The 14159-nt window shown below is 69.6% G+C and carries 14 protein-coding genes; 9 read left to right on the plus strand and 5 right to left on the minus strand.

Features of this window, described 5'->3' with window-relative positions:
* Positions 1-26 precede the first annotated feature (26 nt).
* Entirely contained in the window at positions 27-1139 is a 1113-nt protein-coding gene (locus MU407_RS12475; RefSeq protein WP_281507915.1) for an acyltransferase domain-containing protein, read from the minus strand.
* An 85-nt stretch (positions 1140-1224) separates the two neighbouring features.
* Between MU407_RS12475 and MU407_RS12480 the strand changes: the two genes are divergently transcribed.
* From MU407_RS12480 to MU407_RS12495, 4 genes are all read left to right on the plus strand, one after another.
* Complete coding sequence (locus tag MU407_RS12480) at positions 1225-2796, plus strand: helicase HerA-like domain-containing protein (protein WP_246957954.1); 1572 nt, start codon at positions 1225-1227, stop codon at positions 2794-2796.
* Positions 2793-3497 (plus strand): PAS domain-containing protein, encoded by a 705-nt coding sequence (locus tag MU407_RS12485; RefSeq protein ID WP_246957956.1) that lies wholly within the window; start codon positions 2793-2795, stop codon positions 3495-3497. The genes MU407_RS12480 and MU407_RS12485 overlap by 4 nt, the downstream gene beginning before the upstream one ends.
* A 217-nt stretch (positions 3498-3714) precedes the next feature.
* Positions 3715-5031, plus strand: coding sequence for an HAAAP family serine/threonine permease (locus tag MU407_RS12490; protein ID WP_246957958.1), 1317 nt, complete (start codon positions 3715-3717; stop codon positions 5029-5031).
* A 30-nt stretch (positions 5032-5061) separates the two neighbouring features.
* Entirely contained in the window at positions 5062-6501 is a 1440-nt protein-coding gene (locus MU407_RS12495; protein WP_246957960.1) for an L-serine ammonia-lyase, read from the plus strand.
* 116 nt (positions 6502-6617) lie between these two features.
* Here MU407_RS12495 and MU407_RS12500 read toward each other — a convergent pair whose 3' ends face one another.
* Positions 6618-7220, minus strand: coding sequence for a C39 family peptidase (locus MU407_RS12500; protein WP_246957962.1), 603 nt, complete (start codon positions 7218-7220; stop codon positions 6618-6620).
* 277 nt (positions 7221-7497) lie between these two features.
* On the opposite strand from MU407_RS12500, the gene MU407_RS12505 reads away from it, so the two are divergent.
* Positions 7498-8175 (plus strand): C39 family peptidase, encoded by a 678-nt coding sequence (locus tag MU407_RS12505; RefSeq protein ID WP_246957964.1) that lies wholly within the window; start codon positions 7498-7500, stop codon positions 8173-8175.
* A 75-nt stretch (positions 8176-8250) separates the two neighbouring features.
* On the opposite strand, the gene MU407_RS12510 is transcribed toward MU407_RS12505, so the two are convergent.
* From MU407_RS12510 to MU407_RS12520, 3 genes are all read right to left on the minus strand, one after another.
* Positions 8251-8997: a phosphoglyceromutase gene (locus MU407_RS12510; RefSeq protein WP_246957966.1), complete on the minus strand. Its 747-nt coding sequence runs from the start codon at positions 8995-8997 to the stop codon at positions 8251-8253.
* 101 nt (positions 8998-9098) lie between these two features.
* The gene (dtd, locus tag MU407_RS12515) at positions 9099-9530 is read right to left on the minus strand and encodes a D-aminoacyl-tRNA deacylase (protein ID WP_246957968.1); all 432 of its coding nucleotides are present in this window, start codon (positions 9528-9530) and stop codon (positions 9099-9101) included.
* 3 nt (positions 9531-9533) lie between these two features.
* Positions 9534-10961, minus strand: a complete 1428-nt coding sequence (locus tag MU407_RS12520; protein ID WP_246957970.1) for a phosphotransferase — start codon at positions 10959-10961, stop codon at positions 9534-9536.
* Positions 10962-11019: 58 nt separating this feature from the next.
* Here MU407_RS12520 and MU407_RS12525 point away from each other — a divergent pair, with 58 nt between their 5' ends.
* From MU407_RS12525 to MU407_RS12540, 4 genes are all read left to right on the plus strand, one after another.
* Entirely contained in the window at positions 11020-11445 is a 426-nt protein-coding gene (locus MU407_RS12525) for a DUF3151 domain-containing protein (RefSeq protein WP_246957972.1), read from the plus strand.
* Positions 11446-11533: 88 nt separating this feature from the next.
* The gene (locus MU407_RS12530) at positions 11534-12832 is read left to right on the plus strand and encodes an adenylosuccinate synthase (protein ID WP_246957974.1); all 1299 of its coding nucleotides are present in this window, start codon (positions 11534-11536) and stop codon (positions 12830-12832) included.
* Between the two features lies 1 nt (position 12833).
* The gene (locus tag MU407_RS12535; protein ID WP_246957976.1) at positions 12834-13253 is read left to right on the plus strand and encodes a sterol carrier family protein; all 420 of its coding nucleotides are present in this window, start codon (positions 12834-12836) and stop codon (positions 13251-13253) included.
* Positions 13250-14056: a copper homeostasis protein CutC gene (locus MU407_RS12540; protein ID WP_246957978.1), complete on the plus strand. Its 807-nt coding sequence runs from the start codon at positions 13250-13252 to the stop codon at positions 14054-14056. Before MU407_RS12535 ends, MU407_RS12540 begins: the two co-directional genes overlap by 4 nt.
* Positions 14057-14159: the final 103 nt, after the last annotated feature.

Raw genomic sequence — 14159 nt, forward strand, 5'->3', positions numbered from 1 at the left:
GTGCGCCCTCCGGGGGGGGCGTGGGCTCACACACCAGCGGGCCCCTTTTTCCCCCGGCCCCCGCCCGTCCCCCCCCCGGGGGGGGGGGCGACAAACCCCCCGCCCCCGGGGGGGGGGCGAAAAACCCCCCCGCCCCCCGGGCCCCCCCCCCCGCCGGTCCAGCCGCGCCCATCGGCCCGCCGATCCGCCACCGCCCGCTCGAGCCGGGTGCGGCGGGGGAGGGAGCGGGCATCCACCGGCGGACGCAGACCGAAGGTGAAGAACAGCGCGCCATCAGCCGCGTTCTCCTGCACCGCGATCCGGTCCCACAGCGCCGCGAACCGCGCGAGGTTCGATTCTGGCCCCGTGATCTCGGCGAAGGCATCGGAGATCAGCCAGGAATCGCACACGAACTCGTGGCCGAACCGCGGTGCATCCGGTCCTCGATCCTCCTGCAACTCCGGATAGTGCCCCGTGAAATACGCGGTGGCCGCCGCGAAGGACTCCTCCACGGCCGATGGATCAAGCGGCCCCGTGGCCGGGATATGGGTGCCGAGCACCCAGCGCTCGGGAGCGTCGTGGATCGCCCGACGGTGCAGATCGAACTGCAGGCGCCCCAGGTGCACGAGCCGCCCCGCCCAGTTCAGGCTCACCCAGTTCAGCTGGTGCAGGCCCAGCCGCCCGGTGCCGCTGCGATGCACCCGCATCTGCTGGCCGAGGTCTGCGAGCACATGCCAGGACTGCTCGGCCGTGAGCCCGCGGGCGGTATGCCACGCACGCACCGTCGCGGTCGAGACCACGGCGGCGAGGATCACCAACAGTCCCTCCCCGGGCAGGAGCCGCTGCTGCAGCGCATCCAGCCGCTCCTTGTCCGCCGCGAGGTCCACCGCCGTCGTCTCGAGCCCTGCCTCGGCGCGCAGCCGGTTCGCGATGGTCGTGACCTCCGCCAGCAGCTCCGCATCGGCGGCGACGGCATCGGCCTGGGGGAGGAGCTCATGAGCGTCAGTACCGGTGATCCCCAGCAGGTCCAGCAGCCCCTCGCGGGAGGGCGCGGTGAGCATCACGCGGACATCGGCGGCGCTCAGTTCCTCCGTGGCGTGCACAGCGCGAGGTGCAGCGGGGGCCGAGGGGGCAGGGGTCACAGGCTCTGAAGCGGGCATGGGCCTACGGTACGGCCTGAAGGTCCTGCTCAGCGCCCGAGCAGCCCATTAGCATGCCCTCATTCCCTTCTGCGCAGGAGTTCCGATGCCCAGCACCCCTGAGATCACCGCTGTCCGAACGGCGTATGCCTTCCCCGGCGCGCGGATCCACCTCGGCGCCCTCGTGGTCGATGAGCAGCCGGATGCGGCCACGCCCGTGAACCTCTCGGTGCCGATGCTGAACCGCCACGGGCTTATCGCCGGGGCGACCGGCACCGGAAAGACCCGCACCCTGCAGATCATCGCGGAGCAGGCCACGGCGGCTGGGGCGAGCGTGTTCGTCGCCGATATGAAGGGCGACCTCTCGGGTATCGCCGTGCCCGCCGCAGGCTCTGAGAAGCTCGCCGCCCGCGCTGCGGCGCGCGGCCAGGAATGGGTCTCCCGCGCCCCGGTCACCGAGTTCTACAGCCTGGGCGGGCAGGGCCAGGGCGTGCCGATCCGCACCACGGTGAGCGACTTCGGGCCGGTGCTGCTGGCCAAGGTGCTGGACCTCAACGAGACCCAGGAATCCTCGCTGGGGCTGATCTTCCACTACGCCGATACCCAGGGGCTCGCGCTGCTGGACCTCAAGGATCTGCGCGCGCTCATCCAGTTCCTCACCTCTGAGGAGGGCAAGGGGGAGCTGAAGGGCATCGGCGGCATCTCGAGTGCCACCGCCGGGGTGATCCTGCGCAAGCTCACCGCCTTCGAGGCCTCCGGGGCCGATGTGTTCTTCGGCGAGCCCGCCTTCGACGTCCAGGAGCTGCTGCGCTCCGCCGAGGACGGCACCGGGATCCTCTCCTGCCTTGAGCTGCCACAGGTGGCCTCCCGCCCCGCCCTGTTCTCCACCTTCATGATGTGGATGCTCGCCGAGCTCTACCAGGACCTGCCCGAGGTGGGTGACCCCGACGTCCCCAAGCTCGTGTTCTTCTTCGACGAAGCACATCTGCTGTTCAAGGACGCCTCCAAGACCTTCCTGGAGCAGGTGGTGCAGACCGTGCGCCTGATACGCTCCAAGGGCGTGGGCGTCTTCTTCATCACCCAGACCCCGAAGGACATCCCCGCCGACGTCCTGGCGCAGCTGGGCAACCGCATCCAGCACGCCCTGCGCGCCTTCACCCCCCAGGACGCGAAGGCGCTAAAGGCCACCGCCTCCACCTTCCCCACCAGCGAGCATGACCTGACCGAGGTGATCCCGGCGCTGGGTACCGGCGAGGCGATCGTGACAGTCCTGAGCGAAGACGGCGCCCCCACGCCCGTTGCGATCACCGCGATCCGCGCCCCCGAATCCTCCATGGAGCCCGCCGGCGAGGAAGCGATCGCCACGATCGTCGAGGCCTCGCCGCTGCAGGAGCGCTACGGCACGCCCGTGGACCGCGAGAGCGCCTTCGAGATCCTCACCGCCCGCGCTGAAGCGGAGGCTGAACGCATTGCCGAGGAGGAGACGCGCGCCGCCGAGGACGCCGAGCGCGACCCGGAGCAGGCGCCACCGGGCCGTCGGCCCACGAAGAGCTCCCGGCGCACGAAGGACGAGGGGCTCCTGGCGAACCCCGCCGTGAAGTCCTTCCTGCGCTCAGCCGGCACCGTCTTGGGCCGGGAGATCACCCGTTCGCTGTTCGGCACCAGGCGGCGGCGATGATGCTCGACGACTATGAGGCGGCACTGGACGACCACCTCACCGACAGCGAATACGTGCGGCGTTTCATCCCCATCGTCCCGTTCCTGGGGGAGGTGCTGGGCAAGACCTCCGAGGTGGTGCTGCATGATGTGGCGCGCCTGGATGCCTCCGTGATCGCGATCGCCAATGGGGAGAACAGCGGTCGCACGATCGGCGCTCCCGCCACGGATCTCGTGCTGCGCATGCTGCGCGATGGCCGCGCTCACACCGATGACTACGTCACCGGATACCGTGCCTCTGCCGATGGGGGCGGGAAGTTCTTCCGCTCGGCTACGTACTTCTTCCGCCGCCACGGCCGCGTGGTGGCGATGCTGTGCATCAACACCGATGACAGCCTGCTCGAGCAGCTGATCGGTCTGGCCGGGAAGATCGGCGAACGCCACCTGCCGGGGATCACCACGGAGCTCGAGGACAGCCAGTGGCAGGAGAACCTCGCGACCTCCGCCGAGGAGATCGCGGTGACCGCGACCCAGCGGGAGATCGAGCGCCGCGGCGTGCCGCTGGGGGACTTCACCCCTGCGGACCGCCAGGAGGTCGTTGCAGCTCTCGAGAATGAGGGGATCTTCCGGCTCAAGGGCGCGGTGGCGGACGTCGCCGATGCCCTCGAGGTGTCCGTCCCGACGGTCTACCGCTGCCTCCGGACCGCCCGCAGGCCCAAGTGAGCAAACGTGACAAAAAACTTTTCTCACATGATAACTGCAGGTCAGGTGTGGTTTTAGGGGTGAGGTCGGGACGAAAGGTGTCACGGAGCTGAGAAAAAAGGTCCACCATCGTGGTGTGGTGATCGACCAGCCACCGAGCAGTCGGCACCATCGCCCCCAGCTCCCGCCGGGGCGACCACCCCGCCGCAACAGCGCGGCCACACCTTCGAGGACGATGATGTCGAGCGCGACCGATACCTCTGCGAGCGTCCCCTCGGGCGCTTCTGATCCCTCCTCCACCCCGACAACCACCAAGGGCAGCAAGGCCCAGGACTTCAGCTGGGTGATCAGCCTCTTCGGCACCGCCGTGGGCGCAGGGATCCTGTTCCTTCCCATCAATGCGGGCGCTGGCGGCATCTGGCCGCTGCTGTTCGTGACGATCATCATCGGCCCGATGGTGTATTTCTCCCACCGGGCCCTGTCCCGCTTCGTGTGCGTGTCCCCGCGCAAGGGCGAGGACATCACCGTGGTGGCCGGCGACTACTTCGGCCCCGGCGTCGGCAAGGCCATCACGATCCTGTACTTCTTCGCGATCTACCCGATCGTGCTGATCTACGGCGTGTCCATCACCAACACCATCGACTCGCTGATGGTCAACCAGCTGGGCCTGCCGCAGGTCCCGCGTCCGATCCTCTCCTTCGTGCTCATCGCCCTGATGATGGCCGTGATGATCGCGGGTGAGAAGATCATGCTCGCCGTCACCCAGTTCCTGGTGTACCCGCTGATCGCGGCCCTGTTCATCATCTCCCTGATGCTGATCCCCACCTGGCACATCGGTGACCTCGCCCAGCTGCCCGAGGGCGGTGGCGGCGGTCTGCTGATGACCACCTGGCTGATGATCCCCGTGCTGGTCTTCGCCTTCAACCACTCCCCGGCCATCTCCGCCTTCTCGCTCGCGATGCAGCGTGCGCACGGTGATAAGGCCGCTGAGCGGGCCTCCTGGGTCCTCAAGCGCACCGCGACCATCCTGGTGGTCTTCACCATGCTGTTCGTGTGGTCCTGCGTGCTGTCCCTCGGCGCCGACGGCCTGGCCGCCGCCCGTGAGGCGAACCTCCCGGTGCTGTCCTACCTGGCGAACGTCAACGACACCCCGGCCATCGCCTACGCCGGCCCGGCCATCGCCATCGTCGCCATCGGCTCGTCCTTCTTCGGTCACTACCTCGGTGCCGCCGAAGGTGCGGCTGGTCTGGTCCGCGGCTTCACCCCCGGCGTCTACGAGTCCCTGGGCAAGCGCAAGGTCTCCATCCTCGTGGCGGCCTTCATGTTCCTGACCACCTGGATCGTCGCGATCCTCAACCCGAGCATCCTCGGCGTGATCGAGACTCTGTCCGGCCCGGTCATCGCCGCGATCCTTTACATCATGCCGATGATCGCGATCAGCAAGGTCCCGGCGCTCGCACCGTACCGCGGCAAGATCTCGAACATCTTCGTGGTGGTCATGGGCGTCATCGCCATCGGCGCGATCCTCGTATCCATCGTGCGGCTGTTCGCCTGATCCACCCCGAGCCGAAGGAAGGAGCTCATCATGACCGTCAGCGTCTTCGACCTGTACTCGATCGGGATCGGCCCGTCGTCGTCCCACACCGTGGGACCGATGAACGCCGGCGCGGACTTCGCCGAGCTGCTGCGCAGCGAGGGTCTGCTGGAGCGCACCGCCCAGATCGCGGTGGACCTGTACGGATCCCTCTCAGCCACCGGGCAGGGCCACGGCACCTTCGGCGCCGTGCTGCTGGGCCTGGACGGCCACCGCCCCGACACGGTGGATCCCGATGTGGTGGACACGCGACTGGCCGAGCTGGCCGAGGGTGCCCCGCTCCGCCTGGGCGGGGACGGCCCCGAAATCGTGTTCGGCATCGAGGACATCGGACAGCATCCGCTGACCTTCCTCGAGCGGCACGCCAACGGGATGCGGTTCCAGGCTCTGGATGAGGCCGGCGAGGTGCTGCGCGAGCGGTACTCGTACTCGATCGGCGGGGGCTTCGTGGTCCACGACGGTGAGGAGACCGCCCAGACGGAGACGTCCCCGGCGGAGGTCGTGTTCCCCTTCCCCTTCGGCACCGGAGCGGAGCTGCTGGAGCACTGCCGTCGCGAGGGGATGACCATCCCCGAGGTCATGATGGCCAACGAGACGGTGCTGCGCACCCCCGAGGAGGTGCGTGATGGCCTGGCCCGTCGCTGGCGGATCATGGAGGAGTGCAAGGCCAACAGCCTCACCCGCAGCGGGGTGCTGCCCGGCGGATTGAACACCCGTCGGCGCGCTCCGGAGTGGTACTCCTCCCTGCGCGAGCAGGATCCCATGCGCGACCCGCAGTTCTGGGTGGAGTGGACCAGCCTCGTGGCCCTGGCGGTCAATGAGGAGAACGCCTCCGGGGGGCGGGTCATCACCGCCCCGACCAACGGGGCGGCGGGCATCCTCCCGGCGGTCATCTTCTACGCCACCCACTACACGCCGCGTGCCACCGAGGGCTGCGGGGTGCGTCCCTGGGCGGAGCTGACCGAGGAGCAGCGCCGCGCCCGCGAGGACATCGCGGTGGAGTTCATGCTGGTGGCAGGTGCGATCTGCATCGTCATCAAGGAGCTGGCATCCCTCTCCGGCGCGGAGGTGGGCTGTCAGGGCGAGGTGGGTTCCGCCTCGTCGATGGCGGCCGCAGGTCTGGCCCAGATCCTGGGTGGGAGCCCGAAGCAGGTGTGCACCGCCGCGGAGATCGCGATGGAGCATCATCTGGGCCTGACCTGCGACCCCATCGGTGGCCTGGTTCAGGTGCCGTGCATCGAGCGCAACGCTGTGGCCTCGCACACCGCGATCACGGCGGCGCGGATGGCGGTGTTCGAGAACAGCACGCCGATGGTGTCCCTGGATGACGTGGTCCGCACCATGAAGATCACGGGTCTGGACATGTCCAGCAAGTACAAGGAGACCGCGGAAGGCGGGCTGGCGGTGAACGTCGCGCTGCCCGTGTGCTGATCCGCCTCTCCCGCACGTCATCGGCCCCGGACACCTGCTCGGTGTCCGGGGCCGGTACTGCAGCCAGGGTGTGGACGCGCCCGCGCGCCGCACCCGTGACGACTCAGGTCAGCGGCTCACCAGAAGTAGCCGCGCTCGGCGCACAGGGTCGCCACCCGATCCGAGGGGACCCAATAGACGCCCACGTTGTTGAAGTTCGCGGAGTCCGCGATGAGCAGATCGCGGTTGTCGTTGTAGCCGACGACCGTCGTGAAGTGGTAGATCGTCGAGCCGTTCTGGTAGCCGTTGGGGTAGCTGCCCGGGGGCACCACCCAGTTGCACACGGTCGCGAAGCCCGTGTCGATGTTCTGCTTCACGCGGTCCCAGAACACTGCCTTCTCCTCCGGGGTGGCGTCATTGCCGGCGATCCACTGATCGCGGTACGTGGCACCCGGGATGTTCTGGGTCAGCACCGGGGAGATCGCGCCGAAGTTCGTGCCATTCTCGGTGGTTCCCAGCTGCTGGGCGAGGGCCTCCAGGCCAGGGGAGCCGGTCTTCGCGGTGATCGCCATATGGCAGGCGCTGGGCCCGCACCAGAAGAAGTTCGGCTGCACCACGTACTCGTGAGGCACAGTGTGATCTGCGGCCTGTGCGGGAGCGGCCAGCGCCGCAGCGCCGAAGCCGGCCAGGACGGTCAGGCCGCTCGCACGCAGCATATTCCGACGGGTCAGGGTGCTCATCGCGGTGTCCTCCAGGAGGTCTCGGGTCGCCGCTGCTGCGGCTCGGGATGTCTCGTTCCCCACGCTAGGAGCGCTCCCGGCGGCTGCGCTTCCTTCCTCGGTGCGAACCTCTCGGTCCTGTCCCTCGCGGGGACCGGGACGAAAGGACGGGGTGTCGAAAGGCGGTGCCGCCCCACCGGTGCGTCAAGGGATAGAACTGCCCATGTGCACCTGATCCCGTGGGACGTACCGTCCGGGGCACATCGTTCCGCTCTCCCCTGACCCGAGAGGAGCTCGTATGACCACCCCTCGACCCACCGCGGTGACCATCGACCGCCGCGACGCCCTGCGCACCTTCGGTACCGCCGCCCTGATGGGCGTGGGCCTGGCCGCCGGCTCGGCGGGGCTGTCCGCACCGGCCGTCGCCGCCACGGAGATCACCACGGCATCGACGTATATGGCGCAGAGGAACAGCTACTACTGCGGCCCCACCTCCATCTGGATGACGCTCAGTGCCAAGATGGACACTCCGCCGTCGATCGACACGATCGCCGCGGCGGTGGAGACCGAGGCGTACGGCGCCACCCCGTACTGGACGATGGATGACTACCTGAGCACGACCTTGCCCGATGCGACCTACCGCTTCGAGCAGATCTCCGGGAAGCCCGCGGGCAGCGATGCCGCGAACCTCCTGTGGGATCGCGTGACCCGGAACGTGGATACGGGCTACGCCTCGATCGGCTACTGGCAGGCGGCGCCGAACACCTACCCGACCTGGTACGGCAACCCCAATCGGATCGGCCATTACGTGGTGATCGACGGGTACCGCCCGGAGACCCGCGAGCTGCTCATCGCCGACCCCGCCCGCGACAAGCTGGGCGGCTACACCGCGCCGAAGTACTACTGGCTGTCGTTGCAGGAGGTCGCGAACCTCTGTGGCTCCTACGGCGATTGGCCCGCCGGCTACTTCTGGTGACAGAACCTCGCGCAGGAACCACAGCGCCCCCGGACCGGCATGGTCCGGGGGCGTTGCATGTCAGGGATCAGCGGCTCACTTCTTGCCCTGGTTCGCGACCGCCTCCGCGGCAGCCTTCGCGGCCACCGGGTCCAGGTAACGCCCGCCCTTCTCGACGGGCTGGAAGCTCTCATCGAGCTCGTAGACCAGCGGCTGGCCGGTGGGGATGTTCAGGCCCGAGATCTCCTCATCGGAGATGCCATCGAGGTACTTCACCAGCGCGCGCAGGGAGTTTCCGTGGGCGGCGATGAGAACGGTCTTCCCGGCCTGGAGATCCGGCTTGATGCCCTCCTCCCAGTAGGGCAGGAAGCGCGCCACGACGTCCTTGAGGCACTCGGACTTGGGTAGCTGATCGCCGAGGTCCGCGTACTGCGGATCCTGGTCCTGGGAGAACTCGCTGCCGAACTCGATCTCCGGGGGCGGGGTGTCGTAGGAGCGGCGCCAGGCCATGAACTGCTCCTCGCCGTACTTCTCGCGGATCTCCGTCTTGTTCATGCCCTGCAGGGCGCCGTAGTGGCGCTCGTTCAGACGCCAGTCGCGCTTGACGGGGATCCAATGGCGGTCGGCGGCATCCAGCGCCAGGTTCGCGGTCATGATCGCGCGGCGCTGCAGGGAGGTGTGCACCACATCGGGCAGCACGCCCTCGCGCTGCATGAGCTCGCCGCCGGCGATCGCCTCCTGGCGGCCCTTCTCGGTCAGCGGGACATCCACCCAGCCGGTGAACAGGTTCTTGGCGTTCCAGTCGCTCTCGCCGTGGCGGAGCAGCACAAGTGTGTAGGTCATGGCACCAGCCTACGCACGCACCGCGGCGGGCGCACGGGACGGACGGCGGATCTCGCACGCCCGGGACGCGCCAGGAATGCGCCCGGGACGCGCCAGGAACGCTACGCGTCGGTGTCGACGAGCACCGTGAACGGGCCGTCGTTGATGAGCCCCACCCGCATCTGCGCACCGAACTGGCCGGTGGCAACCTCCACGCCGCGCTCGCGGATCGCCAAGACCACCTGCTCCACAAGCGGTTCCGCCACCTGGCCGGGTGCGGCCGCGCTCCACGAGGGGCGGCGCCCCTTCTTCGTGCTCCCGTACAGGGTGAACTGCGAGACCACGAGCACCTGCGCACCGGCATCGAGCACCGAGCGCTCGCCCTCCAGGATCCTCAGCTCACAGATCTTCCGGGCGATCGTCGCCGCCTGCTGAGGTCCGTCCTCATGGGTCACGCCCACCAGGGCCAGCAGCCCCTCACCCGTGACCGCGCCGATGACCTCGCCGTCCACCTCGACGCTCGCCCCATCGACCCGCTGCAGCACCGCGCGCATAGCTCAGCCCTGCACGATCTGGTCGATGCGGCGCTCCTGCGTGGGCGAATCATCGCCCGGCGTCAGCTCCGTCGCAGGCGCGACGGGACGCTGCCCGGTGAGCGGGGCTTGGGACTGCGCCTGCGCCTGCGCGAGGCGCTCGCGCGTGGCAGCCTCGGCGCGGCGGGCCCTGGCCACCCACTCCTCGGCGACCCGCACGATCGCCTCGGTGGCGGCCTCCCAGGCGGTCTCCTGCTGCCGATGCGGGCCGGTGGCGAGCGAGAGCACCACGCCGGCCGAGCGCAGCGCCAACTCGGTAGGATCCACCCGCTCGGCGAAGGTGCGATGCCACGTGCTGATCGCGGTCTCCACCCGCTCCTGCATCGCCCGGTCGATCCGCCCGGCATTGCCGTAGTCCGCCAGCACGCTCAGGTGCGCGAGCAGGCACGCGAGGTCATCGGCCCGTCGGCCCGGACCCACCGTGTCGATGTCCAGCAGACCCACCACGCGCCCGTCCTCGACGAACACCTGAGCCTCATAGAAATCGCCGTGGACCACGTCATGGGGGCGCATGTCCATCCGCTGCTCGAGCGAGCCCAGGCCCTCGCGGATCTCCCGCACCAGGGCATCCAGCCGCGGCCCGAGCGCCGGCACAGAGGAGGCGACGATCCCGGCGTAGAAGTCCACCGAATCCGTCCACGGCGGCCGCAGCGGCACCGAGTACATCGAGGCCGGCAGGCGGTCCAGCAGCGCCACCAGGTCCTCGCCGCGGCAGGCATCCACGCCCTCGTCGATCACCGCGCGCGAGAGCGGACGGCCCGGCAGCTCCCGCAGCACCACGAGACCCTCGTGATGCGCCATCACCTCCGGCACCGGCACCCCCGCGGCCAGCAGCCGGTGATGCCGATCCACGATCTCGCCGCTGCGATGCGGCTGCATCACCTTCAGGAACACCGCCGCGCCCTCCTGCGAGGCACGCAGCACCGCGCGGCGGCCCGGACGGTAGGAGACCACGTCGATCGCGATCGGGGCCGACGGATCCGGGCCCAGGTGCACCCCCAGTTCCGCCAGGGTGCGGCCCACGATGTCGGGGTAGCACACGCGCGGCAGCATCGGCAGCCACGGGTCATGCGGATACCGCCAGACCCGCACATCGATGTCCCCGTCGGTCATCACGAGGGTCTGCTCGGCGACGTACAGGTCCTTCTCTTGTTCGCCGATGTGGGCGCTCGCGCCGAACAGCTCCTCGCGGGCGGGGGCCTGCGGCCCATCCAGCTCCGGCCAGGAGACCTGGGTGCGGTACAGCGCCTTGGTGGAGCGCCCGGGCCGATGGTCGACGTGGTCCAGCTGCCAGCTGTGCAGCACACCGCCAGAGTTCCCGACGGCCGAGCCCAGCAGCCCTCCGGCCCCGGGTCCCGTCAGCAGCTCCGAGCCGTCCTGCGTGTGTGACATGTGTGAATCGTTCCCAATATGAGAGGTCGCAGCGCCGTGGAGCGCCTACGATGCGAACATGGCTGATCGTACCGAGAACCTCGTCGGGAGGAACCTCCTGGGCATTCCCGAGACCCGGCTGCCCGAGGACTTTGTGGACGTGCAGGTCGCCGAAGAGCTGGTGGATCAGGACCCGCGCGAGGTCGTGGCCCGGCACCTGGATTCCCCGCTCGCCTGGGCGACCCTGGCCGAGGACGCGCTGAGCGATGGCGATGACATCACCGCCTACGCCTACGCCCGCACCGGCTACCACCGCGGCCTGGACGCCCTGCGCCGTCACGGCTGGCGCGGACAGGGACCGATCCCCGCCTCCCACGCTCCCAACCGCGGGATCCTGCGGGCGCTGGCGATGCTGGGGGAGACCTCCGGCCGTCTGGGCGACCAGGCCGAAGCGGACCGCATCACCGACTTCCTGCGCGAGGCCGACCCCACGCTGCTGGGCTGAGGCCCCAGGGAGCGGGCGCCCTGATTGCTACGCTGGGGCGCGGTCCTCAGCGGCCGCATCCATCCACCATCTCGTCCCAGGAGTCGCCATGCCCGCCGTCGTGATCGTCGGAGCCCAGTGGGGCGACGAAGGGAAGGGCAAGGCCACCGACCTGCTCGGAGAGAAGGTCGACTACGTCGTCAAACCCAACGGTGGCAACAACGCCGGGCACACCGTTGTGGTGGACGGCGAGAAGTTCGAGCTCAAGCTCCTGCCCGCCGGAATCCTCTCCCCGCAGGTCACCCCGGTGATCGGCAATGGCGTGGTGGTGAACCTCGCCGCACTGTTCGAGGAGATCGCCATGCTGACCAGCCGCGGCGTGGACACCTCCCGGCTGCGGATCAGCGCGAACGCGCACCTCGTCGCCCCGTACCACCAGACGCTCGACAAGGTCACCGAGCGCTTCCTGGGCAAGCGTGCGATCGGCACGACGGGGCGCGGCATCGGACCGGCCTACATGGACAAGGCCGGGCGCCTGGGCATCCGGGTGCAGGACCTCTTCGATCCCTCGATCCTGCGCCAGAAGGTCGAAGGTGCCCTCCGGCAGAAGAACGAGCTGCTGGTCAAGCTGTACAACCGTCGCGCCGTCGAGGTGGAGGAGATCACCCAGGAGCTGCTGTCCTACGCCGAGCGTCTGCGCCCCATGGTGGTGGACACGACGCTGCTGCTCAACGAGGCGCTGGACCGCGGTGAGGTGGTGCTCATGGAGGGCGGCCAGGCCACCTTCCTGGACGTCGACCACGGCACCTACCCCTTCGTCACGAGCTCCAACCCCACCGCGGGCGGGGCCTGCACCGGCACCGGCATCGGCCCCACCCGGGTCGACCGCGTGATCGGAATCGCCAAGGCCTACACCACCCGCGTGGGCGCCGGCCCGTTCCCCACCGAGCTGGAGGACGAATGGGGCGAGCGCCTGCAGCGCGTGGGCGGCGAAGTGGGCGTGAACACCGGGCGGCCCCGCCGCTGCGGCTGGTATGACGCGCTGATGATCCGCCACGCGGTGCGCATCAACGGCTTCACCGACATCGTGCTGACCAAGCTCGATGTGCTCACCGGGATCGAGCAGGTGCCGATCTGCACCGGGTATGAGGTCGATGGTGAGGTCCACCGCGAGATGCCGATGACCCAGACCGAGTTCCACCACGCGGTGCCGGTCTACGAGACCCTGCCCGGCTGGAGCGAGGACATCTCCACCGCCCGCCGGATCGAGGACCTGCCCCAGAACGCTCGGGCCTATGTGCAGCGCCTCGAGGAGCTCGCCGGGTGCCGGATCAGCGCGATCGGCGTGGGCCCGGACCGCGAGGACACGATCGCCGTGCATGATCTACTGCCGGGCGCGCAGGACTGAGATGCCGCCCCGCACCGACCCTGAGGATGGCCGACGGGCGCTGATCGCCTGGGCCGCGGATCCCGCCGCTGCGCGTCGCCCCGTGCTCGCCCCCGCCGTGCGCCACACCCTGGAGCTGTTCGCCGCGGAGAATCCCGGCGGCGCCGTCGAGCTGCGCGTTCCGCCGTACGCGGCGGTGCAGGCCATCGCCGGGACGCGCCACACCCGCGGCACCCCGCCCGCGGTCGTGGAGACCGACGCCGCCACCTGGCTGGCCCTCGCCGTCGGGGACCTGGACTGGGAGCGGGCCCGTGCTGAGGGTCGCATCCACGCCAGCGGTGAGCGCAGTGACCTCAGCGAGCTGCTGCCCCTGCCGGGGCCGCGCCGCATCGTTCGCACCGCCCGCGACCATGGGGCGCCTGCAGAGGGAGGAGACGCATGAGCGTGCTGGTGGAGATCGCGATCGAGGACGCCGCCGGTCTTGAGATCGCCGCGCGCGGCTGTGCCGACCGTGTGGAGCTGTGCGTGGACTTAGGCCGCGGAGGCCTCACGCCGCCGCCCGAACTGGTCCAGGAGATCACCGAGCGGGCTGCGGCGCTGGTCGCCGCCCGGGAGGCGAAGCCCCACTTCGACGTGCACACGCTGATCCGTTCGCACGCGGGCACCGGAGACTTCCTGGGACAGCCCGCGGAGTTCGCCTATGACGCCGCGCAAGTGCAGCTCATGGCCGAGCAGGCCCAACAGTGCGTTGCCGCGGGCGCGGCGGGCGTGGTCATCGGCGCCCTCACCGAGAGTGGTGAGCTGGATCTGTCGTCGGTGCGCACCATCCGCGATGCCGCCCTGGGGGCCGCGACGGATGCGCTGCGCGGAGTGCACCTGACCTTCCATCGCGCACTGGATACTCTGCCCTCCCGGGAGGCTCGCGTCGAGGCGGTGCGGACCCTGCTGGGGGAGGGCTTCCACCGCGTCCTCAGCTCCGGCGGCGCCCCCCGCGCCCTCGACGGGGCGGCGGATCTGCGCGCGATGGTGGAGGCTGCCGAGGAGCTGCTGGATGTGTGCGCCGGCGGCGGGGTGCGCCCCGCCGACCTGCGCGAGCTCGTGGAGCGCTCCGCGGTGGCCGATATCCACCTCTCCGCCCGGAGCTCGGCCGCCGCCTCGACCACGACCGTGCCCGCGGCGGCACCCCCCACCCGCACCGACCCCGCCATCGTGGCGGCTGTGGTCGACATCGCAGGAGCGCTGTGACCGTGACGACGCGTTGAAAAAAACAAACCTCGTCCTCCCCTCGCTTGACCCCCCCGAGGCGCGCCCTGGGCAGTGCGGGGACCTCGCCAGCGCGTGCCCCTCG

The sequence above is a fragment of the Brachybacterium sp. Marseille-Q7125 genome, from assembly GCF_023062615.1.
Taxonomy (GTDB): domain Bacteria; phylum Actinomycetota; class Actinomycetes; order Actinomycetales; family Dermabacteraceae; genus Brachybacterium.

What these genes read in the sequence shown, in the direction of transcription:
- MU407_RS12475 (WP_281507915.1), bottom strand. Translation starts at nt 1,139, where the DNA reads ATGCCCGCTTCAGAGCCTGTGACCCCTGCCCCCTCGGCCCCCGCTGCA.
- MU407_RS12480 (WP_246957954.1), top strand. Translation starts at nt 1,225, where the DNA reads ATGCCCAGCACCCCTGAGATCACCGCTGTCCGAACGGCGTATGCCTTC.
- MU407_RS12520 (WP_246957970.1), bottom strand. Translation starts at nt 10,961, where the DNA reads ATGTCACACACGCAGGACGGCTCGGAGCTGCTGACGGGACCCGGGGCC.
- MU407_RS12500 (WP_246957962.1), bottom strand. Translation starts at nt 7,220, where the DNA reads ATGAGCACCCTGACCCGTCGGAATATGCTGCGTGCGAGCGGCCTGACC.
- MU407_RS12535 (WP_246957976.1), top strand. Translation starts at nt 12,834, where the DNA reads ATGCCGCCCCGCACCGACCCTGAGGATGGCCGACGGGCGCTGATCGCC.
- dtd (WP_246957968.1), bottom strand. Translation starts at nt 9,530, where the DNA reads ATGCGCGCGGTGCTGCAGCGGGTCGATGGGGCGAGCGTCGAGGTGGAC.
- MU407_RS12530 (WP_246957974.1), top strand. Translation starts at nt 11,534, where the DNA reads ATGCCCGCCGTCGTGATCGTCGGAGCCCAGTGGGGCGACGAAGGGAAG.
- MU407_RS12490 (WP_246957958.1), top strand. Translation starts at nt 3,715, where the DNA reads ATGTCGAGCGCGACCGATACCTCTGCGAGCGTCCCCTCGGGCGCTTCT.
- MU407_RS12540 (WP_246957978.1), top strand. Translation starts at nt 13,250, where the DNA reads ATGAGCGTGCTGGTGGAGATCGCGATCGAGGACGCCGCCGGTCTTGAG.
- MU407_RS12525 (WP_246957972.1), top strand. Translation starts at nt 11,020, where the DNA reads ATGGCTGATCGTACCGAGAACCTCGTCGGGAGGAACCTCCTGGGCATT.
- MU407_RS12505 (WP_246957964.1), top strand. Translation starts at nt 7,498, where the DNA reads ATGACCACCCCTCGACCCACCGCGGTGACCATCGACCGCCGCGACGCC.
- MU407_RS12495 (WP_246957960.1), top strand. Translation starts at nt 5,062, where the DNA reads ATGACCGTCAGCGTCTTCGACCTGTACTCGATCGGGATCGGCCCGTCG.
- MU407_RS12510 (WP_246957966.1), bottom strand. Translation starts at nt 8,997, where the DNA reads ATGACCTACACACTTGTGCTGCTCCGCCACGGCGAGAGCGACTGGAAC.
- MU407_RS12485 (WP_246957956.1), top strand. Translation starts at nt 2,793, where the DNA reads ATGATGCTCGACGACTATGAGGCGGCACTGGACGACCACCTCACCGAC.